Source organism: Bdellovibrio bacteriovorus (genome assembly GCF_041888015.1).
In the GTDB taxonomy this organism is placed as follows: domain Bacteria; phylum Bdellovibrionota; class Bdellovibrionia; order Bdellovibrionales; family Bdellovibrionaceae; genus Bdellovibrio.
Genome location: NZ_CP168968.1, coordinates 2,271,622 through 2,294,741 on the forward strand (window position 1 = coordinate 2,271,622; position 23,120 = coordinate 2,294,741).

The window sequence follows — 23,120 nt, forward strand, 5'->3', positions numbered from 1 at the left end:
GTTTAATTAGCTTGGGACGTCGGCTGATGCATTGTAGCCAGAAAAAACAACCAGGCACCTTTTAAAGGCCGAAGCCGCATTTGGATTTTAGGTAGGTGTCGAAATCGGAATCTGAGAAGTACTTGAAGTGAGCGGCGGACGACTGCCGTTGGTCCGGCCAAAGATCTTTGGTGGAGACCTTGCATGTGCGGCCTTGTTTGGTGATCGTTGCCGTTCCGTTTTTCTGCAGGCGCGGTTCATCGCCGCGAGCATCCACACGCACCACGACGCCAGAACCACGGTATGTCACTTTTGGAGGGTCCAGCTTCGTGCCTCCGCCGGTGATGGGACCATCTTCGGTCATAACGCCGCCAATCACTTCACGTGTTTGAGCGTTGAAAGTTACGGTTTCACCCGTTGGCAAGGTCACGATTTGTTTATTTCCTTCAACACGGATATGCGGCAGAGTTTTGCGCGGAAACACCATCATGTAAGTTTCCTGAATCTGACTCAGCGTCGAGTTTGGCGAATCACTGATATAGAACCCCAAGTCCTGACGAGCCCCGCCTTCGTATTCAAAAGTCCAAATACGGTCGCGATTTTCAGCTTTGGTTGGAACTATGCGATTGGGACCGCGATTAAAAAGCTTGAACTTGCTTTCCGAGGTTGCTCCTTGATTCGTGCAGGAATCGTAAGTGCCCACAGTGCGACAGGTCACCGGAAGAACCCCAAAAGGATTCACGGTCCGCGTCGGCGTACGCAAAGTTGGAGCATCGGCAGACGATTTCCCAACGAACTGACTGATTTTCGGCACGACAGCATCCGACTGCTGCACGTCGCGGGAATAGAGTTTTGAAACTTCACAATCACGACAAGGCCCACCGGGCTGAACTTGCTCTTTAACAGCTCTGTTACCCTTTTCAATTTGGCGCGCCACCTCGGCAGCTTCTTCTTTCTTTTCTTTTTCGTCTGCACCAGCAGGAACTCTTAAAGCTTCCGTTTTGCGAGTCGTACGCACACGATCGGCTTTATCCACTTCCTTGGTGGTTTTATCCTGAGTCGCGGTCTGCTCGCTTTCATAAAGCTTCATACCGGGATTGGAAGGATTGTAATAGACCCAGGCCTTTTCACCCTTTTGTTTGCCATCAAGCACTTCAACACTCAGACCGTATTTTCCAGAACTGAATTTTTTGACTTCCTGAATTTTAGCTTTAGTACCCGGAGGCAAAACAAAGCGCACATTGCGCGTGGATTTTAGAAAGTTTGCTGAATAGCGGGCATTAAAGTAGCCTTCAAGCTCAACAAGCCCGCCACTGCTAATACCCAAAAAAAGAGGTGCGAGGATAATGACTCCCCACCTTTTTAAAGCCAACTTCATATAAGTCCTATCGGTCGTGCCAAAACAAGACTTAATGAATTCCCAAAGACATTCTCGATTTGTAGCAGATTAAAAGGATCGAACACTCCACTCAAACAAGACCAAGGACGGTCAAAAAGGCTCCAATGCGAGGCGGAGGGTTTTCTCCGCAACGGAGGCGTGCTCCAAGCACGTCGGAGAGAAGGAGAAGGCCCTTCAACGAAGTCAGTGGGGCCTTTTTCACCGTCCGACTAAAGGCTTTTAGCTTGGCAGGCGGGGCAGATGCCGTACAGCTCTAAAATATGATGAGTCAGTTTAAACCCAAACTGATTAGCGACTTTTTCCTGAAGACCTTCGATAGCTTTATTTTCAAATTCGCAGATCTTACCGCACTTCACACAAGTCAAATGGTCGTGGTGACCTTTGGGCGTCAGCTCATAGCGGGCTGGCAATCCACCCATGCGCACTTCCGTGACAAAAGCGCCTTCGGTCAGAGTGCGCAGGAAGCGATACACTGTCGCAAAACCAATATCCGGATGCTCTTTGCTCAGCTTCTCATAAAGCTCTTGAGCCGTGACGTGACGACGGCCCTCATGCAACGCCTTCAAAATCGCCATACGCTGGCTGGTAACCTTAAGATTCAAAGCACGAATGATGCGCTTTAGTTCCGACTCGTCAAACTCATCAGAGTGAACGATGATATCATCATCATGTTGGCGTGGAAGGAATGGCACAGAATCTTTACCCATAAATGGTCACCTCAGGTCCCTAGTTATAGGTGAGCCCACCATATAAGTCTACAGAATTAAGAATCATTATCAGTTGATTTGCGCTAGCCTTGCTAAAACTAAAAACTGCGTAGTTTCAAGCCCTTAGAAATGTGAGAAACCGCATTGTGGGGGTGCAGGCTTTCCACATGGCTGAACTCAGCCACATAGTCCAAAATCGCAAGTTTGGAATCCAAAGCATCCTTCACCCGGCGAGCAGCGTCTTCACAGAACATCAGGTTCTGACCATTGCGAAGAGCAAACTCCTGCTCGTCTTCACGTTTGACCGCACCCTGAACCGCCGTCTGCAAAGCTTCTTCGACCACGTCAATCAAGTCCCCGTACTGGAAATCAGGACCCACTTCCGCCTTCACGCGGGCAAAACTGCGCTGAGCGTGCGGCGTTGCCATAATCCCTTGCGGAGTTCCCAACCACGCATGCACAATATCAAAATCCAATGTCTGATCGGAAGAGAACTGCTGCTTGAATCCATCCTGAATCAACTGACGGGACAAAGCCGCAGAGGCAGGACAAGTGCTGGAATAAGTCACAATCACTTCAACAAAATAACTGACTTTGCCTTCTTCATTGAATGCCGACAAAACCACCGGATACGAGCGCCAAGCCTGATTGTTGCTTTTTAAGGCCTTACGAACCAGCGGAGCCTCAAACTGAACCTGAACCAGAGCGCGAGAGGAAAGATCTTCGTGAGTATGCAAAAACTCGGAAGTCACAGTGCCCAAAAGCCCCAGAGTCAACTCGGACTTGGTCATCATCTCCTGAGACAACAAGTACAGGCGGGACATGTGAATGCCACGAGAAGGTTTTTTATCCAGACTGACTTTGGCATCCACGCGTGCCGGGATACGATACTGGCCATCGGCCTGTTTCAGGATAACCGGAAGCTCGATCGCTCCCATCCCTACCCAATCGATGGGGGCAAATCGTTCGGCATGAGTTTCTTTGGCTACGTCAGGAAGAGTTTGTTTCGTCATAAGCTTATATCCAATTCCCCCTCTTCTTAGCGCAATTTCCTGCAAATGGCTCTCACTTTTACCATGGAGCGAAGCTTTTTCAGTCAGATGCACCGCAAGAGTGTGGCGAAAGTGATGCCGCTGCCTGCAAGAACGGATATATTGAGCCCTATGCCAAAAAAGCAACTGATCCTCGCAAGTACATCGAAATATCGCCAAGAGCTTCTTTCTCGTTTGGCTTACGCTTACACCGCCCAAGCTCCCCTTATCGACGAAGAAAAGGAAAAAGACCCGGCCCTGTCCCCACAGGCCTTGGCTGAAAAGCTGGCGGACCTGAAGGCGGCCAGTCTGAAAAGTGCTGATGCGGTTGTGATCGGCGGGGATCAATTGGTGTCCTTTGAAGGCCGCATTATCGGCAAAGCCCACACCACAGAAAAGGCCGTTGAACAGTTGCTCAGTATGCAGGGAAAAGCTCATGAGCTGATCACTGCGATCTGTATCTATGACGGTGAGAAAAAGATCCCCTACACCGACATCACGCGTATGCACATGAAGAAGATGTCGCGCGAGCAGATCGAAAAATATGTTGGTCTGGATAACCCCATCGACTGCGCCGGAAGTTATAAAATTGAAAAACACGGAATCATGCTGTTTGATAAAATCGAAAGCCAGGATTTCACCGCCATTCAAGGATTGCCCTTGATCGCACTGAACAAAATATTAGAGAATCTAGATCTATGAATGAAACACAGAAAAAACTTTTTGAAGCCGCCTGCCATGTTCAACGCAAAGCCCATGCTCCGTATTCGGATGCGCTGATTGGTGCCGCTGTTCTGATGGGTGATGGTCAGATCTTTACCGGCTGCAATGTGGAAAACGCGTCCTATGGTGGCACTGTTTGCGCCGAACGTGTTGCTATTTTCAAAGCCGTCAGCGAGGGCGCACAAAAATTGATCAAGGAAATTTTGGTTGTCAGTGACGCTGAAAAACCTTGGCCACCATGTGGTTTTTGCCGTCAGGTGATTGCTGAGTTTGCTAACGAACACACAATTATTCATACCGCAAATCTTCAAGGTAAGGTGAAATCATTCCAGTTCCCGGAAATTTTCCCGGAAGCTTTCACTCCAAAACATCTTGATTAACTCGCGCAAGGGGAAAAGACATGCCACTGCTCTGGGTGATATTTCTTTTTTCCCCTTCTGCTGAAGCCCAAAAGATCCGCTTCGCCTCGGACCCCTATCCTCCCTTCATCTATGAGGAACGCGGGGTTCCCAAGGGAACTTCCCTGCCCCTGCTGGCGAAAATGCTGGGGGTCAAAGAGTCGGACCTGGATGTCAAAATCATCCCTTGGAAAAGGGCCTTAAAAGAGGCTGAAGATGGATCCGTGGATATCATCGGTCCGATGCAAGTGGACCCCAAGAAGACCTACCTGACCTACACCAAACAAGTGATCAAAACCGAGGAAGCCCTGTGGGCGCTGGCCAACAATCAGTACCTTTCACAAATGCACTGGCAAACCACTCAGGATCTGCGTCACTACAGTATTGGATATGTTCTGGGTTACGAGTACGGAGAGCCCCTGGGGAGCTATCTTAAGTTGCCTCATAGCAAGAAGGTGGAAGTCCAGAGTGTCACCCAAGGACTGCGTAAACTCCATTCCGGGGAAATTCAGCTCTTCGTTTGCAACACGGATGTTTTGACGTTCTATACCCAACAGGAAGGCATTCCTCTAAAAGCCTTCAAGCGCGTAGGACGCCCGATCATTGAAGATTTTGGTGTTTTTGGGATCTCGAAAAAATCCCGGCTGAGCCAGGACGTGCAAAAAATCAATTCGCGCGCCCCATCTCCTTAACGGAAGTTCACAAAATACTTATAGAACTCGCCGGACTTGTTCTGAAGTTGCGACTGAAGCTCTTTCAGAAGCTCCACATAAGACCTGAACTCAGGCTCTTCCTGTGCCGCCAAGACACGCTCGGCCTTCGCCAGATTCTGCAAAGCATAGGACTTGCGAAGTTCCAAACCCAGCTCGTTCGTGGAAGAACGTTTCGGGTCCACCGAGAATTGCACGCGCACACCATAGTGATCTGACAGTGGCTCACGGCGTGTCCCACGCATATTCACTTCACCGGACTCCACACGTAAGGTCGTGGAAGAATCGCCAATATTGGAATAGAAGATATAATCAAAGACCTGATCCGTCAGCATCCAGCCACGAGGATTGCCCGCGCAGTAAGTGCAGTAACCTTTTTTGGGGTATCCGCCCATGGCATCTTCCATGGCATCACGCGCACCCAAAGTTGCCAATACCAAAGCCCGCTCCAGACTGCCGACATTGGCGTTAAAATCGCCGGACAAAAGCATCTTCATATCCTGATGCTTCAGTCGCCACTTCAGGATATCCAATACTTGAGTCACCCGCACCGCCGGAGACGATGGATGCAAATGGGTATTGATAAAATAAAAATCCTCATCAATTCCGAAGAAGCCCGCTTTCACAACGTGAAAAGCCTTGCGCACATCCAATACTTCACGCACAGAATCCAGGACGCCACCTTCGTTGTTCACATCGAAAGCCTGCGTTTCTGTCCCTTTGATATCCCCCATGAATAAGGACATCACGCCAATACGGGCTTCGCGGTTTGGGGCGCTGATACTGTACTGTCTTTTAAGATTGTTTTCGATCAGATTGATTTGTGGTTCGTTCCAGACTTCCTGCAAGTGAACCACATCGCATTTGGGAATAGCCTGCAGCAGACCGGTCATGCGCTCGGTGCGACCTTCAATATCTTTGGCATAGATAGGACCATAGGCATTGAAGTTCTGCAGGCAGAAACGTGGCGGACGAGGATCTGGAGCCCAATAGCTTTCAGCAAAAGCCTGAGCCGACATCAATAAGGCGCTCCCCAGAATCCATGCTTTCAGTTTCATACGACACCCTCAAAAAATAGGTTGTGCTGCAATTAAAGGAATCCACGTATTTCAGAGCAAACCCAGTGCCTACCTAAAAATCACCAAGGCATAGCTCAGGCCACAGTCAGCGTCTAAAAGATCGACACCGGAACACTTTCCGCATCACACCCCAGGCATTGCGACTTGGTAATTGGAGTTCTCCAACGTGCTCAAATACAATTTTGACTGAAAGCCAAAGAGGTTCGAACGTGCCCGCTGTCCTGCAGGTGTTGCAGAAAAACGAGATTTCCGGCTTCTTCCCGGTGACCGAGGTCAATGTCACAGCGGACTTCCGCATGTCCAATGTTATGTATGTTACGCCCTGGTTTTTTGCTGAAAGAAAAGATCATCCAATTGTCTGGCAGGAAGCCAAAGATTTGACCGCCTATAAAATTGGAAACGTTATGGGTTACGATCTGGCCAAGATGGTCGCCCCTTTGCAAAAGAAGAAAAAGCTGCACATTGAAAATGCCTCCAGTGATGAACTCAATCTGCTGAAGCTGGCACGCAAACGTGTGGATCTGGCGTTTATTGATGCGACCATGTTTGAATATCTGACCCGCACCAGTCCCCGACTGCGCCCGTTCCAGAATCAGTTGCAGATCAATGCCAAAATCATTCATATGGACGAATACGCTGTGGCCTTCAAAAAAACTCCACGCAGCCTGAGGCATCTGGAGATCTTCAATAAAAGCATCACAAAAGAAAGCTTCACGCACTATGTGGAGCTCTATTTTAAGAACAACCTATCCCCCACAGACAAAGTATCGACTACAAAGTCAAAAGAATGTCCTGAGAACTTAGGCGAAGACGGATGTCCTCCAAGAGACATCCCGAAGCCAGAGTCATCCCTTTAAAAGGTATTAGCTTTTCCAATAACTCTTCCAAGCCCGAAGTGTTTTGCAAGGACTTCATAATTTTAAAACCTTCATGCTGAAGGTCCGCTTCGCAAGACGAGGGGCGAAGCCACGTCAAGCCCACGCGCACAAGCTCAAAACGCCCCGCCAAAGGCAGCAGCTCCAGATAGTGTGCATAAGTCCAGCGAACCCCGCTGAGAGTTTCGACCAGGCTCCAAGACAAACTCCAGCCGCGCTCTTCCCGCAAGACCAGGCTGCACAACTGTGCGCCTTGAGATGTCGCTTTGCCTGAAAGCGTGGCTCGGAAGTTTTCAAGTAGATCGTTTAAACTGGTGCATGGATTTTGCTCGGCTTGAGTTTTTAATTCGGCCAGCCAGCTATCGACGTGCATCAGGTTCACACTCATCCCTGAAAGAGGATCAATCTGCCCATCCTGACGGGCAAACCCTGCAGCCACATGAAATAAGAAACCCCGTCGTAAGGACGGGGTTTCTTGCAAGACGATTCGAATAGGAATCTCTCGTACGAATTGCAGCATTAGTTCAACTGCAACGCCTGAGTATTCATGGTCACGTGAGATTTGGAGCGGAACTGATTGATCCAAGCTTCAAACATACCGTCGCCACGACGTTTTTGAACCATTTCAACAGACATTGGTTCAAGCGCAGTTTTAACTTCTTCAATCTTGGTTTCTTTCAGCTTCAAAACGTACTTCGCATTGCCGTCACGAACCAAACGCTTCAAAAGAGGCTCGGTTTTAGTCAACTCGAAGACCGCCTCTGTCGCCACAGAGCTTGTGATCTTAGGGAATGTTTCAGAATCCAAACCAACAAGGCCGGTTTCTTCCCAAGTTGCTTTCAGTTCTTTCAACTGTGCGTTAACCGCAGCTTCGTCACCTTTAACCAAAGCTTCATCCAAAGCTTTGATCGCCGCTTCCGCTTTTTCTTTCGTCATAGCTTTGCTGGCAGCTTCGGAATCAATTTTCACGAAAGTCACGTTGATCTTAGAACCACGGATATCATGAAGCTTCTTAAGCTCCACCGCTGTTGGCTGGGTCACAAGCTCAAACAAAGAGCGCGTGCGCACATTAGCGATGTCCTTACGCACCTTATTTTCGAAATTGCCTGGGTTGGTGCGTGTGGACTCCAAGTAGCGGGAATAGAATTCTCTCTGGAATTGACCATTTTGCTGGAAGAACGGGATGTCCTTCACGATAAAGTCGCGAACTTCCGCGTCTGTCGCCAAAATGCCGTTCTTTTCAGCAGCCTGGGACACCAGTTCCATACGAACCAGATTTTCCAACGCCTGCTGACGCAAAAGTTGACGCTGAGAGCTAAAGTCCATCTGACTTCCAAACAGGTTTTGATAGTACTGTTGGATACGGTTTTCTTCATTTTGGAAGTCCGCCACAGAGATCAACGTGTTATTCACACGTGCTACGGAACCAACTCCTGCCCCCATCTGGCCGGGCATGCCGAAGAAGACAAAAACCATAATGATAGCTCCGAAAACCACCATCGCAGTGATGCTCTTTGTGGAGAGTTTTCTCTTCAACTTATCTGCCATACTGTCGCTCATAACTTCATCCTTCCTGAAACGAACTTCAAAAACGCCGATTCATTACCCAACTATTTTTATTTTTTTTCAAGGGGAAATTGTTGAATTCCCTGAAGCTTTTGACTAGCGTTGGAAATATTAGACAGGGACGCGCCCAAAAACCGTCCCCATCCATATTGCAACAAAGAGGAACCGGTTTTGAATTTCTTCAACTTTGATCTCAAGAAACTTGTGATGATAGGGATTGTTTTGGCTTTGCCGCTTATTTCTATCAACATGCAGCAGCGTCCGCAGGAATCCAACTGGTTGGCCAAACCCTTCAGCCTTCTTGGCAGTGTCGTGTCAGAGACCTTCTACGGATTTAGTTCCGGCGTCAAAGGCACCACGGCCATGTACCTTGACCTGATCAACATCAAAAAGCACAGCGAGCATTTGACCAGCACAAATAATGAGCTGCAAGCCCGTCTGGAGAAAATGAACGAGCTTTTGATCGAAAATGACCGCCTGCGCGGACTTTTGGCGTTCAAAGAACAAACCAAGATGTCCCTGACCGCAGCCCAAGTGATCGGACGCGATCTGGTGATTGACCACAATACCATCACCATCAACAAAGGAACTCAGGATGGCCTGAAGGCCGGCCAAGCCGTCATCACAACCGGCGGGGTTTTGGGTTACATCTTCAAGCCAGATACTTTTACCGCCCATGTCATGCTAATTACAGACCGCTATGCCGTAGTTGATGGGATCGTACAAAGAACCCGTGCCCACGGGATTGTCGAAGGCAAAAGCCAGTACAGCAGCACCTTGCAGTTGAAATACGTGGAAAGAACCGAAGATGTTCAGGAAGGTGACTTGGTTGTCACTGGTGGCTTGGACAATATCTTCCCGAAAGGTTTCCCGGTCGCCGTGGTTGAATCCGTGGAAAAGAAAACCTTCAGCGTGTCCTTGAAAGTGGATCTGCGCCCGGTCGTGGACCCTTACAAAGTGGAAGAAGTGTTTATCGTTCTGCAAGGCAACAACGAAGACTTTGGTGACAAGTTCGCTCCGAAAGCTGCGGAAAGCGCCGAGACTGGCGCGACGGCATCAGCGACTCCGACAGTTCCCGCCCCTGCAGCCAGCCCAACTCCAGCAGCCACACCAAAACCTCAGGAGAAGAGACAGTGAAAATCCGCTGGAACGTCCTTCTGAATTTTTTGGTTTTCTTTGCCGTGCTGATGCTTTTGGCCGGCTTCCAAACCACGTTCTGGTTTCAGCTTTTCGGGAATGTGCCTTCCCCACTGCTGTGGCTGAACCTGGTCGTGTATGTGATCCTTTATCGTAAACCGTTCCCGGCCATCTTCATGATTTACGCCATGGGCTTCATTTTGCTCACATTTACGGCCATGCCACTGAAGATGATGTGGATCAGTCTTATCATTCTCTTTACCTTGGTCTATGGAATCAAGACACGCGTCTTTTGGTCCGGCTCAGGATATTATACGATTATGTGTGCCTTCTCTGCTGTGGCTTATCACCTGATCTTTTTCTTTACTTCGATGGTGATAGAGAAGAACCCTGCAAGCTTTGAAATTGTAGATCGACTGGTACAAATTGTTCTGACTCCTTCGTTCGCGTTCCCGATGTACTGGCTGCTGGCCAAGATCGACAAGATCACACAGGACGAATTAATGCATGAGCCCGGAGGATTGGAGCTATGAGTACCTACGTCAGTAATCCGGACGAGGCAAAAGAGTATCAGAGCCGGTACAAGATCTTTTATATCGCCATCGGCTTTGCCCTGACCATCTTCACGATGCGTCTGTGGTATCTGCAGATCATTTCTGGTAATGAGCTGCGCGAGTTCTCGGAAAAAAACCGTATCAAGCAAAACAAAATCACTTCTCCGCGCGGACTGATGCTGGATCGTGATGGCAAAGTGCTGGTGGAAAATCTGCCGGGCTTTGAGGCCATCCTGTCCCCGCAATATATTGAGAGCCTTGATGAGCTGGCTAAAACCGTCGGTCCGGTGCTGAGCATGGAACCAGACAAAGTCATCTTGAAGGTTCAAAAAAGCCGCCGTCAAAACGGGCCGTTTGCACAAATCCGTCTGAAAGAAAATTTGAGCCGTGAAGAAGTCTTCCGCTTAAAGCGCATGCGCCTGGACACTCCGGGCCTGGAGATTCGTGAATCCATCGTGCGCTTCTATCCTTTGCGTGACAACGGGGCTCAGCTCTTTGGTTACGTGGGAGAGATCTCAAAACGTCAGTTGCCGCTTTTGAACGAACAATATAAAGGTGCCTTAAAGTTCGACCAGGGTGACATCATCGGGAAAAGCGGTCTGGAAGAAACACTGGAAAAAGACATCCGTGGTTCTGATGGCGTAAGCTTTATCCAGGTTGATGCCCACGGTCGTGAGGCCGTGACTCAAACTCCGAACATTTACGGTGAGCAAATCAAAGACATGATCCCGGTTCACGGGAACAATGCCATCCTGACCATCGATCGCGACATTCAGGAAGCGGCCTTCAAGTCCTTCATGAGTCTGAATCGCATCGGGGCGGTTGTGGCAATGAGAACCAACGGCGAGATTCTGGCCTGGGTCAGCACCCCGTCTTTTGATCCGAATGAGTTCTCTACTGGTATCTCGGCACAGACCTGGTCCAAGCTGATCAATGATCCGTTCAAACCTTTGCGTAACAAAGTCATCCAGGATCACAATGCTCCGGGTTCGACTTTCAAACCTTTGGTGGCGGTTCCGGCTTTGCAGGAAAAAGTGATCACACCAACCACGATTGTTTCTGCACCGGGTGTATTCTACTTCGGACGCCGTCCTTATCATGACCACTTAAAAGGCGGTCACGGTAACATCACTGTTTTTGACGCCTTGGAAAGATCTTCCAACGTGTTCTTCTATAAGATGGGTATCGCGTTGGGCGTCGATAAAATGTTCGACTATATCAGTCTGCTGGGTATCGGCCAAAAAACCGGTATTGAGCTTTCCCGTGAAGTGTCCGGCACCATGCCGAACTCCGCTTGGAAGAAAGCAACGGTGGGCGAAGAATGGCAGCCGGGGGAAAACCTTTCCACGGCGATTGGTCAGGGTTTCGTGAACGTCACACCTCTGTCCATGGCCATTGCTTACAACGCCATCGGTACAGAAGGAAAAGTTGTAAAACCCTTCCTGCTTAGAAAGATCATCGATCAAGACGGAAAAGTCCTGCGTGAAAACTTCCCGCAAGTGGTTCGCGATCTGCAACAGACCCAGCCTAACGGTGTGCATATTTCCCCGGAAACCTTTAAGACGGTTAAAGAGGGCATGAGACGCGTGGCCAACGGGGCTCGCGGAACCGCGAAGCACTGGAAAGTTCCAGGGGTTGAAATGGCCGGAAAAACCGGAACCGCACAGGTTATGGGATTCTCGGCCGATCAGATCTATGCAAAGTGTGAAAGCCGTCCGATTCATATGCGTCACCACGGTTGGTTCATTGCCTTCGCACCGGCTGACAATCCGGAAATCACCATCGCGGCTTTGGCCGAACACTCCTGCCACGGCAGCACCGGGGCCGCCCCGATTGTTCGTGACATTGTTCAGGCTTATTTCATGAAGTATCACCCTGAAGTGATCGAAGCAGCATTGAAAGCCAAGGGCGGCAAAAGAGCACAAGCTCCGGTGACTGCGCCAGAAACTGTTGAAGGAGAATAAGAGTGTTTACCTCTTTGCATGTTGAAGAAAGAACTCTCTTCAAAAAGTTAGATATTAATTTGATCATCGTCATTCTGGCGTTGAATGTGATTGGACTTATCAATCTGTGGAGTGCCACACACGGCCCCACAACCCAGGATGTGGCCTCGCTGTTCATCTCTCAAATCATGTGGCTGATTGTGGGCTGGACCGTCTTCCTGGTGGTGACAATCGTTGATTATTCCATTGTTATGAGAATCGCCCTCGCCGCTTACATCCTGAATCTGGGTGCGATTTTGTATGTGACCTTCTTCGGGAAGGTGGCCCTGGGGGCGCAGCGCTGGATTGATCTGGGCTTTTTCCGCTATCAGCCTTCTGAAACCATGAAATTGGCGTTGATTATGCTGATGGCAAAGATCCTTTCCACCCGCACCACATTTGGGCGCGGCATGGGCTTGAAAGAACTGGCCATGCCTTTGATTGCCCTGCTGATTCCTTTTGGTCTGGTCGTTGAACAGCCGGACTTGGGAACCGCCATGATGTTGGCAGCCATCGGTGGCTCCATGATGATCTTTGCCAAGATCAGAAAATCCATTCTGGCGACGATCATCGCCTTGGGTATTATCGCAATTCCGATCGCCTGGAAGTTCGTTCTGCACGATTATCAGAAAAACCGTGTTTTGACGTTCCTTTCCCCGACCAGCGATCCGCGCGGAACCGGATACAACAGTATTCAATCCAAGATTGCAGTGGGCTCGGGCCGCTTCTTCGGCAAAGGATTTATGAAAGGGACCCAGTCCCAGTTGGAATTCCTGCCGGAACGTCACACGGACTTTATTTATTCCGTGCTAAGTGAAGAGCACGGCTTTGTTGGTTCTATCGCCGTGATTGGTTTGTTCTGTTTCTTATTTATCACCGGAATCCGCATTGCCTCCAATGCTCGCGATAAATTCGGGGCCCTGCTGACGGTCGGAGTACTGTGTTACATCTTCTGGCATATGTTCGTGAATATCGGGATGGTTATCGGCTTGCTGCCGATCGTCGGGGTTCCGCTGCCACTGCTGTCCTACGGTGGATCAAGCATGCTGACCACCATGGCAGGCCTGGGTCTGATATCGAGTGTGGCGTACCGTCGCTATCTGTTCTAGAATCGTTTTTAGATACAATTCATCAAGCGCTGAGCCTGCAACTCAGCGCTTTTTTTATTCCCTCGATCAAGCCTTTTTATCCTTGGATTCATCACAAAACAGAGTGTCTTATCTCGAGTGTCTCAGAGTAAGAATTCATCCCATATCGACTAACCACTGATCAGACAGTGTTCATACATTGGTTGACACCCCCCTTGGTCAATTCAAATTCATCGCATCTGATACCTGCTTCATTCCAAGACCTGATTCATTCCACGCACTTAGCTTCTCGGCACGACCCTTGAACTATTCCTCTGTAACAGGAGGACGCGGATATGAAAACGAAACATCTCAAAATCGGAATCGCCTTTGTCACCGCTTCGCTCACGTCGGTTCTATTTAACAACTTCTCTTTCTCTAACTGGCACCACGAGGTACCAGCGATTGAGAGCGTGAACGAGGCTTCCCGCATCGCTCACGCGAAAGAACTGCTGGGTCGCGACTATAAAGGCAGCGACGCTCAGGCATTGGAAGGTCAAAAGGCTTTGAATGAAGTCATCTATAAAAAGGTGCAAAGCCAGCTTCCGGCTAAATTCAAATATCAAGCTCGCGCCATTGCCCGCACAGTTATTTCTGAAAGTGCAAAATATGAACTGGACCCGGTGTTTGTTCTGGCGGTGATCAAAACCGAAAGCAAGTTCAACCCTTTGGTTGTTGGTCGCCACGGTGAAATCGGTTTGATGCAAATCAAGCCTGACACTGCGGAATGGATTGCTAAAAAGTTCGATCTTCCCTGGAACGGCAAAAAGACTTTGCAAAGCCCGGGCGCCAACATCAAGATCGGCCTGGCCTATATGAACTATCTGCGCGACAAGTTCGACAACAAGGCGATGAAGTATGTCAGTGCCTACAACATGGGCCCAACGAACGTACGCCGCCTGCTGGCTAAAAATGTAAAGCCTGCGGAATACAACTCTCGCGTAATGAAAAACTACGGCGAGCTGTATGCGAAAATGAATGCCCAGGAACCAGGTCACCATCGCATCGCCGCTTTCTAACAAAATGGTCATAAAGAGTTTTAATCGGCCTCAGGGATCTCCTTGAGGCCATATTCTTTTGGGGTGTCCACTTCTTTGACAGGAGCCCAAAGCCGTCGCTCCCTCAGGATTTTATACATCGTTTTTATCTGTTCTCGATTTTAACCCATCACCGGTTTGGAATAGGATTCGCAAAGCAGTCCATCATAAGGAGATCGCAGGCTTTTTTGGAGATAGTTCCAAAAAGACTTTCGAACAAAACACTTTTATGAAAAAGACACTGGCGACACTACTTTCATTGATGATGTTGGGAAGCATTGCTCATGCGGCCCCTTACTATACCGGCATCGGCTGTAATGAGGCCGGTGACAGATGCACCTTCGGCAAACCGTCCAAACGCGTCTTACAGTGGTCCCGCAAAGGCACAACTCAGGAGTTGGGCGAACGCTGCGAAAAGTTCATTCAGAATATCGATACACGTAAAAAGGACATCGCTTCTAAGCGTGCTTTAGAGCTGGAATACAAGAAGTTCACATATAGCTGGTCCAGCGATATCGATGCCAATGGCCGTGCGCAGATCATCTGTAACGTTGAGCTGCACTCTGAACTGGAAAACGTAAAAATCGTAGGTTACAAAGTGAAAAGTCTTTTCTGGGTTTGTGAAAGCCAAGACAGCGCTGGCATCTGTAAGAACTACGCAAGTGATTGCGAACAGATCCGCCAAGAAGCATTGAAGGGCGAGAACGTTCTGGATGCGACAATCTACCGCGGAGGCTCTCTGCTTCAGGGCAATATCTGTGACATCGTCACTGCCACAGTAAAATAGCTCATACCAACGGAAACAAACCGCAGACGTCTGGGGCATCAAACCCTAGACGTCTTTTTACGGACCAACAGCGATGTTCGTAAACCACTTATTCATCAAGACAGGACGTTTCCAACTCAAAGAAACCGCTCCAGCCGCATATCCTCCAGAACAACGATACTTACCATCAGTCGTAATCCCACAGGAAGCCGATACAATCTGCGAATAAAGATGTCCTGAATCCACTACCGCATAGGCTCCGTTTCTGGTTCCGCATTTTAAAGTTCCAGCCGTTGTGATACCACAAACTTCATTATCCCAATAACCATTCTGTGGAGCCAAAACTTTTGCATACTGAACACCAGGATCTTGAACCGTAAATACAACGGGGTCCGCAGAGTAATTCCAATTATTATCCCAACACTTGATCTCACCACTTGTCGCAGAAACCCCGCAACCTCTTTGATAGTCACCTGAAATCTGGGTGTATGTGTCGGTGTTATCGACAACCGTTGGGCTTGGAAGGGAGTTATAGTAGTTGTCCCAACAAGACAGAACTCCCGCCGAACTCAGATAGCAGCCCTGACTTGGAGATCCCGTATAGTCTTTGATGGCTGCGCCCGAATACAGGTACTCAAAAGTTCCATCGCTTTTCCTACAGCGAATTTTTTGGTCTTGAGTAAAGCCACAGAACTCATAACTCCACCCGCCAGCTGAATTAAAGGCCGTGTACTTTTCCGCATCAATCTGCAAGTAGGAGCCCATCGTATTCAAAAGAACATAGCCATCCGAATTCAGAACATACAAATTGTTCAACATATCTTTGACACTATGACTGGTCAGATTTACCTGCTCCACAGGAGTTGATCTATAAAAACCCAGGATTGTGCCATCAAAACACTGAACCCGTCCGTCGGCTTGAATCGCACAAGTCGCTCCGGCAATATTGCGACGGACTTTCACCACATTCCCTAGGCCCTGCACTTCCGTTCGCAGCGTGCTGCTGGCGACAACATCCACACCTTTCCAGCCGCCCCAATTATAGTCTGATGTATTCCAGCAGAGCATTTCACCAGCTACCGTCACACCGCATGCCTTTTGATAGTTCCCGCCGGACCCCGTGGTGTAAATATGCTTGAAGTTGTAATTCAACTCCACCGAGGAGTTGTCACACTTCGCATTTCCATTGGCTTTGATGGCACATTGGCGATGGATACTTGTGTATGTGTTTCCGGCATCGAGCACGGTTGTAGTGCATCCGATATAGGTACAAATGAGCTTCCACTCGCCCGTGAAACTCAGGCCATAAGTGCTCCCTTGTCCATTGCCGGAAATATCTGAATACTGAACTCCAGCGTCGAAATCTTCAAACGCCCCCGGCGCACCAAATGTAGCTAATGAGGCACAGCGAAGAAGATTTCCCGTCGTGAGACCACAGATCTTGTTATACGACAAAACAACTTTTTTATAGGAAACCCCAGCATCGACCACCTGCATGGATCCAGAGACCTCGCACTTAAGCTCGTTTGTATCCGTAACTCCGCATAGGGCATACTCCGAATCAAAATCCAAATAGCTGACCGCGCCATCAACAACCGTCATCGTACGATCTGAACCGTTATTGCACTTAATCTTTTGGGTTGTCGTAAGCCCACAGAATGACTGATTGTCGCCATTCCCCTGCTGACTGTCTTCCAGCCTTATGTACTTCACGCCAGCATCAACTTCTGTCGGTATTGAATCAAATTGAGCGCCCGCACAGAAAAGACTGCCATCCCCCCAAAGGGCACAAGTGATCTGCGAGCCGATCACAAAAGCTTTATCAATGCTCGGATTAAATCCGCCGTCATCATCGCGCAAGAACAAACGCGCCTGATAGTGCTCGCCCAGAGTCACCATCGGACGATTTGTACCGACAAGATTAAGCTGCATCAAGCGCTCGATCTGTCCAATTCCATTATTGAGCACCTGAAAGCTCACAACTTTTGTCGTTTCATTGGGAGCAAAGGTCACCGAGCCCGCAGGGTTTAAGTCGGCGTCAAGCATATAAACATAATCGCCCGAAACGTAGTAACTGACATTGACGGCATAAGGTTTTGCTTCTGAAAGCTTCAGAGTAAAAGATTTTACTCCAACCGTTTCACTGACCCGTTCTTCAAACTCTTCGACCGTTACAAGTGCCGCCCCATCTGCACCGGCAGAACAACTTGCAAACGATGCCGAACCCGAAAGAACTCCATTAGAACAAAGCCGTGACTCCGAAACACTTGCGCAGGTTTCCCCGGCTAAAACCGCTGCACTCGTATAAGCCACGACACTCTGCCCATCTGGAATTATTTGATTGTCGAAAATGCAGGACAATTTCTTTGTCAACTTCACTGAAGTGCTCGCGTCTTTGCTGCCCGTTTTACTGACCCCGACCAGCTTAACTGTGATGATCTGCTCTGAGAGAGCGGAAAGATCTAAATTGATACTCCAAGCATCATCTATACACGGTGTATTCACGCTAAAAGAGGCCGTAGATATAACGACCTCGGAGAGGTCCTTACAAAGCCCCTGCATTAAAAAGGAATTCTGATTGGCGTCATTAACGATTCCGGAGTTATCAACCTTTTGCACAGATAAAGTTGCGCTTTTTTTTGATATCAATGTCGCGTCTATTCCACAACCAAGCAGTGTAAAGCATGTATATATCAATGCAGCTTTAAGAAGTTGCCCGCAGAACACGTTCCCTCCAGCCTCACTTTGGGTTACCTAACTTTTCGGTTAAGATTTGGATAAAGGAGAGTTTCAAAGCGATTCTGTATCATGTTTTCAAAAATGTAATGCAAACCTTCACAGCAAAGCGACCCAAAGTGAGACACCGTCTCAAGGAGCGTCCACAGAGATCTTCATGACAATAAAGAAGCTGTGACACCAATGAAAATGCCCCTGGCAATGTGCCAGAGGCATTTTTAACACTAGCCTGATTCTTACTTCCACCCGCCTAAGCCGCGTTACGGGCGCGACTGCGGCCATAAGCAACGCACTCATCCAGCATTTGAATATAGTACGTCAACGACTGGCGCAGATTGCTCAGAACCAATTGCTGCTGATCCGGTGGCAGATGGTTGATCTTTTCCATTGCCTCTTCAACGTGACCAATATCCTCTTCGGCGTGAACACGAAGGAAGTGAGCGGCTTTAGGACCAAAGCTTGCTTCAACTTTTTTCCCAATATCACCCCCGAAACGGGCGGCTAAAGCTTCCAACGCCAGAATGTAACCAAAGAACGCCATCGGAGAAGAGTGTTCAATATGATAATACTGAGTCTGATACATCGCCGATGCCGCCGCCATTTCCGGCCATTCAGACATTTTTCCACCCAGCCCCTTCATATCGTTGACCAGAAGCTTCTCATGGCCTTTTTCCTCGGTGGTATGGGCTAGGAAGCGCACATGGTAATCCTGAGCCGCCAAGGGCGTACGGGCGGCCGATAGCGCCAAAAGACGTGTGGAGTGACTGACAAAGTAATAAGTCTGTGCCACCCACGCGGAATAGCAAGCCCGGTCATGCCAAGGGAAACTGTCGATTTTGGTTTTGCATTCCTGCATCAGTTTATTAAGTTCATCCGAAACATTCATTTTCATAATGCCTTCTTTCGCAGCTCTTAGACTGCTTTCTTGTTGTATTTGGTTTCTTGATTCAAAAAAGGAATATGGCAGTTTTTCTCTGCCCAAAGACGATCTACCAGAGCCGCAGCCTTGGGATCTTCAAACGGTGTGATCTTCCCTTTCTGCGCCAGCAGAATTTCACACACATAGTTCATCTTCATCACGTCGCCAAAGAACTCAAGCCCACTATGGGCGGCCTTCCTGCGAACATGTAAGTCCTTACGACCCGTCCCAATCACCGCATCCCAACTGGAAACGTCCATCACCCGGCTGCCCAGCGCGATGATGATTTCTGACCAGTTTACGTCAGAGTTACGTGAACGGTATTCCGGCAACACCGTCAGATATTCCATACTCATTAAAGTGGTGATTCCGCGTGTACGAAAGCGGGCTAGAGTGACTTCGTCAAAAGCCTTCATGTAATGGTGATCCAAATGGGCCTTTGAGCGCAGATCGAACACGCTGTACAAATGAAAGCCCACAATTCTATCGTCTTTATCGCCGTCAGTGACACACACAATGATGTCATTGCGGTGAAAATCATCGGCGTTCAATGGCTCATTAACAGACCCCAAAACCTCACTGTAGACCGCACGCCAAGCCTCATAAATCTTGTTGCTGAGTACAGATGTTTCCGGGGTCAAATCTCTCGGATTAAATAAATGGTACTTGAAGTTCCCCATGCAGCTTCTCCTTGCATGGGGAATCCTTTCGGAGTCTCGGGGGTGAACTTAATGGTGTTTATCAAAGCAAAACGTTTGAATTTGAGAAGTTGAAATTATTTTGAGTTTTCAGTTTTGTAACATTTCAACTTTTTCGAGGACAATAACTGCGGCCACTTTTCTATTTCGATACAATGGACTCATACGACGGATTTCCATCGTCTGGCATAGCCTATCTGCCGAACGGATCTCCCGCAGGATATGCTTAGGAATATCCGGAGTGAAGGTTTCACGAACTTCCTCCGCAAACACCCTGCGCACTTCTTCGATGATCTTCGTGGTGATTTCTTCGTCTCTTTCAAAAAGAGCCCACCATTCATTTGTATGAAGCTCTTCCAATGTGTAGGAACAGAAATCAAAGAACGTGAAATTTCTGAACAACTGAATATGGTCCTCAGAATAAATCTCAACGATATCTTCGTTGCGCATATGATTGAACAACTCAGCGCGAGGAACCAGACCCAACCTTCGGAATGCACGCCAGGTGAACGACAGACTGTCGTTAATACGGTATCCTTCAGCTAACTGGGAATGACATAGCTCCTGGTAAAAGCGCAGAGTTTCAACAACACTCTTTTTACCCGTGGATGGCAAGCGGGAGAAAAACGGCAGACCTGGAAGATAGGGAACGATCTCTTTCCCCTCAGTTGCCAACATTCGACAAATATCTTCTGATATTACTTTGAACTCTTCGCTCAAAATTTCATCAAGATTGCCACTTACCAATGAATCTAACTGCATTACGCCCTCGACCAAACATCTCAAAATAATACAGCAAAATCATATTCAAGGTCCCAACCAATGTCCAATTCAAAGAATTTTTTGCCCCCTCGAATTAGCAATCCTTACAAACTCCTCATGTTACTAAACAAGAACTGCAGGAAATAAAAAAAGAGACCTCATCGAGGTCTCTTTCTAAATTTTCGCTTGTTGTTCTAAGCCCTGGGGAACTAAACGTTCTTGTTCAAAAACTCAAGAATAGCGTCTTTAGGGTGGTTACCAACCAATTGCCCCACTTCGCTGCCACCTTTGAACAACAACATCGCAGGAATACCGCGAATGCCATACTTACCAGGAACACTTGGGTTCTCATCCACGTTTACTTTTACGATCTTAACTTTAGCACCCAATTCTTGAGCCACTTCTTCCAATTTTGGAGCCAAAGCACGGCATGGTCCGCACCACTCAGCCCAGAAATCAACCAGGACCGGAGTTGTAGAGTTAAGAACTTCAGAGTCAAAAGATGTGTCGGTAACTGCCTTCGTAAATGTGCCCATGAATGGCCTCCATTATCTAAACTAAATGTGATCACGAAAACTCTATCGTCAAGACCGCTGAGGATCAATTACTTTTTAAAGAGGGCTTTTGTGAATTCCTGTCTTAACCTATCAATTTCACTGACATTTTCTTTATCCCACGTCTCTTCCAGGATCTTCTGGCGACGACGCGCTTCAACTCGGGTCACCGTGCTTTTCGGAGCGACCTTCACATCCTCAACCATTTTTGCATATTTATTCATCTTGTCGCGCAGGCTGCCTTCCGCCTTTTTGAGGCTTTCCAGCGCCCTTACGCTGACTTCTTCCAGGCTTTCTTCGGCGGGAGACGACTGTGTCGACAAAACTTCATCCACCACTTGAGGTGTTGCTTCTTCGATTCTTTCCACCTCGGACACTCCGCCACCGAACAGCTCGCGCTCAAAGGCTTTCATGTCCACATCAGGAAAAGCACTCTCAGAAGACTCTGTCGACACCTGCTCTGAGTCTGCGGACTGCATTCGATCGCCAAAACGGAAGGCGATCTTTTCACCCTGCTCTTCATCACTTAATGCCACATCTTCAGAATTCTCATGAACTCTTTCTGTGCGCAAAGAGGCGTCCTCTGAGGCTTCCTCAGGCGTGGTTCCCTTAACATAAATAGCTTCGCCCTCTGGGGAATACTTTCCAGAAACGGTTGTCGCTGTTTTTTGCGGGCTTTCCACGTGCATCGCTTTATTCAGGCGATCCAACAGCATTGCCTCGTCATGGCCCAACATACGACCAATCACCTGCACCAGCCGCAGCGGAGGCACAGGAGCCTCCAAAACCATATCAACGCGGATCTTGATCAAATCCTGCGGGTTGGGCTTGAAGTTCGCCGGAAAAATCAAAATCGCTTTTCCCTGCCAGCGGGTCATGTCCTTCAGGCGCTTTCCAACCCCTAAGGAACTGACCTTCCCCCCTTTACCCGCTCCAATAACAAGATCCGGATTGAACGCCAGCATCTGCTCTGCCACGGAATATTCGCTGGTCAGACCGATCACGTCAAAACCCACTTTTTTCAAAGTGCCTTCAACCGACATCAGGTCTGCATAGTCCTCATAAACCAAAAGAATCTTGTTCATATCACTATTGTCAGATAAGGAATCTAAAGGGTCAATAAGGCTTCTTCTGGACAATGGACGCGATGACGTCGTCCTTAGGGCAGTCTAGAATGGGAACAACACGGAGACCACTTTTGAGCATCTTTAACGGAAAAAAAGCCGCGCAGTACATCTTCTTTGAAATGCTTCCCAGTTTTATTTTGGGGCTTTTGGTATTTATCTCAATCATCCTCATGTTTCAGGTGCTACGCCTGACCGAGTTCGCCCTGGTCCACGGGGTGGCTCTTAAAACCATTGCCGAAATCATTGGCTATGTCGTGATCTCCATGCTTCCGATTCTGTTCCCTATGGCACTGTTATTTTCAGTCCTGCTGACCTATGGCCGCCTCAGCCAGGACTCAGAGATTGTCGCTATGAAAGCCAGCGGCCTTCCCATGGGAACTCTGCTGCTACCAGCCCTGATCCTGGCAACCTTGGTGGGCATCATCTCGGCCCAAATGTCCTTCAACATCGCCCCGTGGGGAAATCGCCAGTTTGAAGTTTTATACTCGCGCCTGGCCAATACAAAAGCGGCCGCCGTGATCAAAGAGGGCACCTTCTCTGAAGGGTTCTTTGATATGGTCATCTATGCCAACGAAGTGAACACCGACAAGGGACTGCTGAAGAAAGTCTTTATCTATGACGAAAAAAGCGGTGACGTTCCCCTGACTATCATCGCCAAGGCCGGAGAAATCGTTCCTGACCCGGACCGCCCCGGCCACGAAATCCTGCTTCGCCTGAACCAAGGTGAAATTCACCGTCAGGCCAAAACTCACACCAAAATCAGTTTTGACAACTATGACGTGCGCTTTTCTGAACCTTTGAATCTGGAAGAAAAAGCCAAGTCCCCGCCATCCCTGACTTTGCAGGAAGTGCGCAATCGCCTGAATGAAAAGATCGAGGACAAGGAGCTGCTGCGCACGCTGCAGACCGAGTATCATAAACGCTGGGCGATCTCTGCCCTGTGCATCGTGTTTGCGATGATCGGTGTGGGCTTGGGCACCACCACCAACCGCCGAGCAGCCAAAGCCGGTGGTATGATCCTGTGTATTGGTATTATCATTTTCTATTGGATTTTGTACGTCGCTGCAGAGGGAGCAGCTCGTAGTGGCGCATTGCCTGCGGCTTTCGCGATTTGGACGCCGAACGTGATCTTTGCATTTTTGGGTCTGGAAACTTTAAGAAGAAACTGGAACTAAGCTAGAACAGCTGTGCGGACTAAAAATAGAGCGATGCAGTAGCATCCTTACTACCACGGTCGTCCCTGACCACATCGCC

23 protein-coding genes are annotated in these 23,120 nt (G+C 48.6%); 11 read left to right on the forward strand and 12 right to left on the reverse strand.

The window, feature by feature from the left end:
- Nucleotides 1–61: 61 nt before the first annotated feature.
- The 3 genes from ACES2G_RS10960 to folE2 all read right to left on the reverse strand — a co-directional run bounded on the left by ACES2G_RS10960 (nucleotide 62) and on the right by folE2 (nucleotide 3,098).
- Nucleotides 62–1,357: a hypothetical protein gene (locus ACES2G_RS10960; protein ID WP_374000169.1), complete on the reverse strand. Its 1,296-nt coding sequence runs from the start codon at nucleotides 1,355–1,357 to the stop codon at nucleotides 62–64.
- A 230-nt stretch (nucleotides 1,358–1,587) separates the two neighbouring features.
- Nucleotides 1,588–2,085: a Fur family transcriptional regulator gene (locus tag ACES2G_RS10965; protein WP_347359240.1), complete on the reverse strand. Its 498-nt coding sequence runs from the start codon at nucleotides 2,083–2,085 to the stop codon at nucleotides 1,588–1,590.
- Nucleotides 2,086–2,183: 98 nt separating this feature from the next.
- The gene (gene folE2 / locus ACES2G_RS10970; RefSeq protein WP_347359239.1) at nucleotides 2,184–3,098 is read right to left on the reverse strand and encodes a GTP cyclohydrolase FolE2; all 915 of its coding nucleotides are present in this window, start codon (nucleotides 3,096–3,098) and stop codon (nucleotides 2,184–2,186) included.
- A gap of 150 nt (nucleotides 3,099–3,248) precedes the next feature.
- Here folE2 and ACES2G_RS10975 point away from each other — a divergent pair, with 150 nt between their 5' ends.
- From ACES2G_RS10975 to ACES2G_RS10985, 3 genes are read left to right on the forward strand one after another with little or no spacing between them, the layout of a single operon-like run.
- Nucleotides 3,249–3,818, forward strand: coding sequence for a nucleoside triphosphate pyrophosphatase (locus ACES2G_RS10975; protein ID WP_347359238.1), 570 nt, complete (start codon nucleotides 3,249–3,251; stop codon nucleotides 3,816–3,818).
- Nucleotides 3,815–4,219: a cytidine deaminase gene (locus tag ACES2G_RS10980; RefSeq protein WP_347359237.1), complete on the forward strand. Its 405-nt coding sequence runs from the start codon at nucleotides 3,815–3,817 to the stop codon at nucleotides 4,217–4,219. The genes ACES2G_RS10975 and ACES2G_RS10980 overlap by 4 nt, the downstream gene beginning before the upstream one ends.
- Nucleotides 4,220–4,239: 20 nt before the next feature.
- Entirely contained in the window at nucleotides 4,240–4,929 is a 690-nt protein-coding gene (locus ACES2G_RS10985) for a substrate-binding periplasmic protein (RefSeq protein WP_374000170.1), read from the forward strand.
- Here the strand turns inward: ACES2G_RS10985 and ACES2G_RS10990 are convergent.
- Nucleotides 4,926–6,005, reverse strand: coding sequence for an endonuclease/exonuclease/phosphatase family protein (locus tag ACES2G_RS10990; RefSeq protein WP_374000172.1), 1,080 nt, complete (start codon nucleotides 6,003–6,005; stop codon nucleotides 4,926–4,928). The genes ACES2G_RS10985 and ACES2G_RS10990 overlap by 4 nt on opposite strands.
- A 230-nt stretch (nucleotides 6,006–6,235) precedes the next feature.
- Here ACES2G_RS10990 and ACES2G_RS10995 point away from each other — a divergent pair, with 230 nt between their 5' ends.
- Entirely contained in the window at nucleotides 6,236–6,883 is a 648-nt protein-coding gene (locus ACES2G_RS10995) for a hypothetical protein (RefSeq protein ID WP_347359234.1), read from the forward strand.
- On the opposite strand, the gene ACES2G_RS11000 is transcribed toward ACES2G_RS10995, so the two are convergent.
- Together ACES2G_RS11000 and ACES2G_RS11005 are read right to left on the reverse strand one after the other, a co-directional pair.
- Entirely contained in the window at nucleotides 6,798–7,421 is a 624-nt protein-coding gene (locus ACES2G_RS11000) for a hypothetical protein (protein ID WP_374000173.1), read from the reverse strand. The genes ACES2G_RS10995 and ACES2G_RS11000 overlap by 86 nt on opposite strands.
- Nucleotides 7,421–8,461: a SurA N-terminal domain-containing protein gene (locus ACES2G_RS11005; RefSeq protein ID WP_374000174.1), complete on the reverse strand. Its 1,041-nt coding sequence runs from the start codon at nucleotides 8,459–8,461 to the stop codon at nucleotides 7,421–7,423. Before ACES2G_RS11005 ends, ACES2G_RS11000 begins: the two co-directional genes overlap by 1 nt.
- Before the next feature lie 177 nt (nucleotides 8,462–8,638).
- Here ACES2G_RS11005 and mreC point away from each other — a divergent pair, with 177 nt between their 5' ends.
- The 6 genes from mreC (at nucleotide 8,639) to ACES2G_RS11035 (ending at nucleotide 15,091) form a co-directional block, all read left to right on the forward strand.
- Nucleotides 8,639–9,604, forward strand: a complete 966-nt coding sequence (gene mreC / locus ACES2G_RS11010) for a rod shape-determining protein MreC (protein WP_374000175.1) — start codon at nucleotides 8,639–8,641, stop codon at nucleotides 9,602–9,604.
- Complete coding sequence (locus ACES2G_RS11015) at nucleotides 9,601–10,137, forward strand: hypothetical protein (RefSeq protein WP_374000176.1); 537 nt, start codon at nucleotides 9,601–9,603, stop codon at nucleotides 10,135–10,137. Before mreC ends, ACES2G_RS11015 begins: the two co-directional genes overlap by 4 nt.
- Nucleotides 10,134–12,122: a penicillin-binding protein 2 gene (gene mrdA / locus ACES2G_RS11020; RefSeq protein ID WP_374000177.1), complete on the forward strand. Its 1,989-nt coding sequence runs from the start codon at nucleotides 10,134–10,136 to the stop codon at nucleotides 12,120–12,122. Before ACES2G_RS11015 ends, mrdA begins: the two co-directional genes overlap by 4 nt.
- A gap of 2 nt (nucleotides 12,123–12,124) precedes the next feature.
- Nucleotides 12,125–13,249 (forward strand): rod shape-determining protein RodA, encoded by a 1,125-nt coding sequence (gene rodA / locus ACES2G_RS11025; RefSeq protein WP_347358328.1) that lies wholly within the window; start codon nucleotides 12,125–12,127, stop codon nucleotides 13,247–13,249.
- Nucleotides 13,250–13,563: 314 nt separating this feature from the next.
- Nucleotides 13,564–14,286 carry a lytic transglycosylase domain-containing protein gene (locus ACES2G_RS11030; RefSeq protein ID WP_347358327.1) on the forward strand — a complete coding sequence of 241 codons (723 nt, stop codon included), beginning with the start codon at nucleotides 13,564–13,566 and terminating at the stop codon, nucleotides 14,284–14,286.
- A gap of 247 nt (nucleotides 14,287–14,533) precedes the next feature.
- Nucleotides 14,534–15,091, forward strand: a complete 558-nt coding sequence (locus ACES2G_RS11035; RefSeq protein ID WP_347358326.1) for a hypothetical protein — start codon at nucleotides 14,534–14,536, stop codon at nucleotides 15,089–15,091.
- 57 nt (nucleotides 15,092–15,148) lie between these two features.
- Here ACES2G_RS11035 and ACES2G_RS11040 read toward each other — a convergent pair whose 3' ends face one another.
- From ACES2G_RS11040 to ACES2G_RS11065, 6 genes are all read right to left on the reverse strand, one after another.
- Nucleotides 15,149–17,383, reverse strand: coding sequence for a hypothetical protein (locus ACES2G_RS11040; RefSeq protein ID WP_347358325.1), 2,235 nt, complete (start codon nucleotides 17,381–17,383; stop codon nucleotides 15,149–15,151).
- Between the two features lie 673 nt (nucleotides 17,384–18,056).
- The gene (locus ACES2G_RS11045) at nucleotides 18,057–18,698 is read right to left on the reverse strand and encodes an iron-containing redox enzyme family protein (RefSeq protein ID WP_347358324.1); all 642 of its coding nucleotides are present in this window, start codon (nucleotides 18,696–18,698) and stop codon (nucleotides 18,057–18,059) included.
- A 20-nt stretch (nucleotides 18,699–18,718) separates the two neighbouring features.
- A complete protein-coding gene (locus ACES2G_RS11050; protein ID WP_347358323.1) occupies nucleotides 18,719–19,405 on the reverse strand; it encodes a hypothetical protein in 687 nt (228 codons plus the stop codon).
- Between the two features lie 108 nt (nucleotides 19,406–19,513).
- On the reverse strand, nucleotides 19,514–20,185 hold the full coding sequence (locus ACES2G_RS11055; RefSeq protein ID WP_374000178.1) for a hypothetical protein: 672 nt from the start codon (nucleotides 20,183–20,185) through the stop codon (nucleotides 19,514–19,516).
- Nucleotides 20,186–20,394: 209 nt separating this feature from the next.
- A complete protein-coding gene (gene trxA / locus ACES2G_RS11060) occupies nucleotides 20,395–20,721 on the reverse strand; it encodes a thioredoxin (protein WP_262551650.1) in 327 nt (108 codons plus the stop codon).
- A gap of 68 nt (nucleotides 20,722–20,789) precedes the next feature.
- Nucleotides 20,790–21,824, reverse strand: a complete 1,035-nt coding sequence (locus ACES2G_RS11065; RefSeq protein ID WP_347358321.1) for a hypothetical protein — start codon at nucleotides 21,822–21,824, stop codon at nucleotides 20,790–20,792.
- A 113-nt stretch (nucleotides 21,825–21,937) separates the two neighbouring features.
- On the opposite strand from ACES2G_RS11065, the gene lptF reads away from it, so the two are divergent.
- Nucleotides 21,938–23,041 (forward strand): LPS export ABC transporter permease LptF, encoded by a 1,104-nt coding sequence (gene lptF, locus ACES2G_RS11070; protein WP_347358320.1) that lies wholly within the window; start codon nucleotides 21,938–21,940, stop codon nucleotides 23,039–23,041.
- Nucleotides 23,042–23,120: the final 79 nt, after the last annotated feature.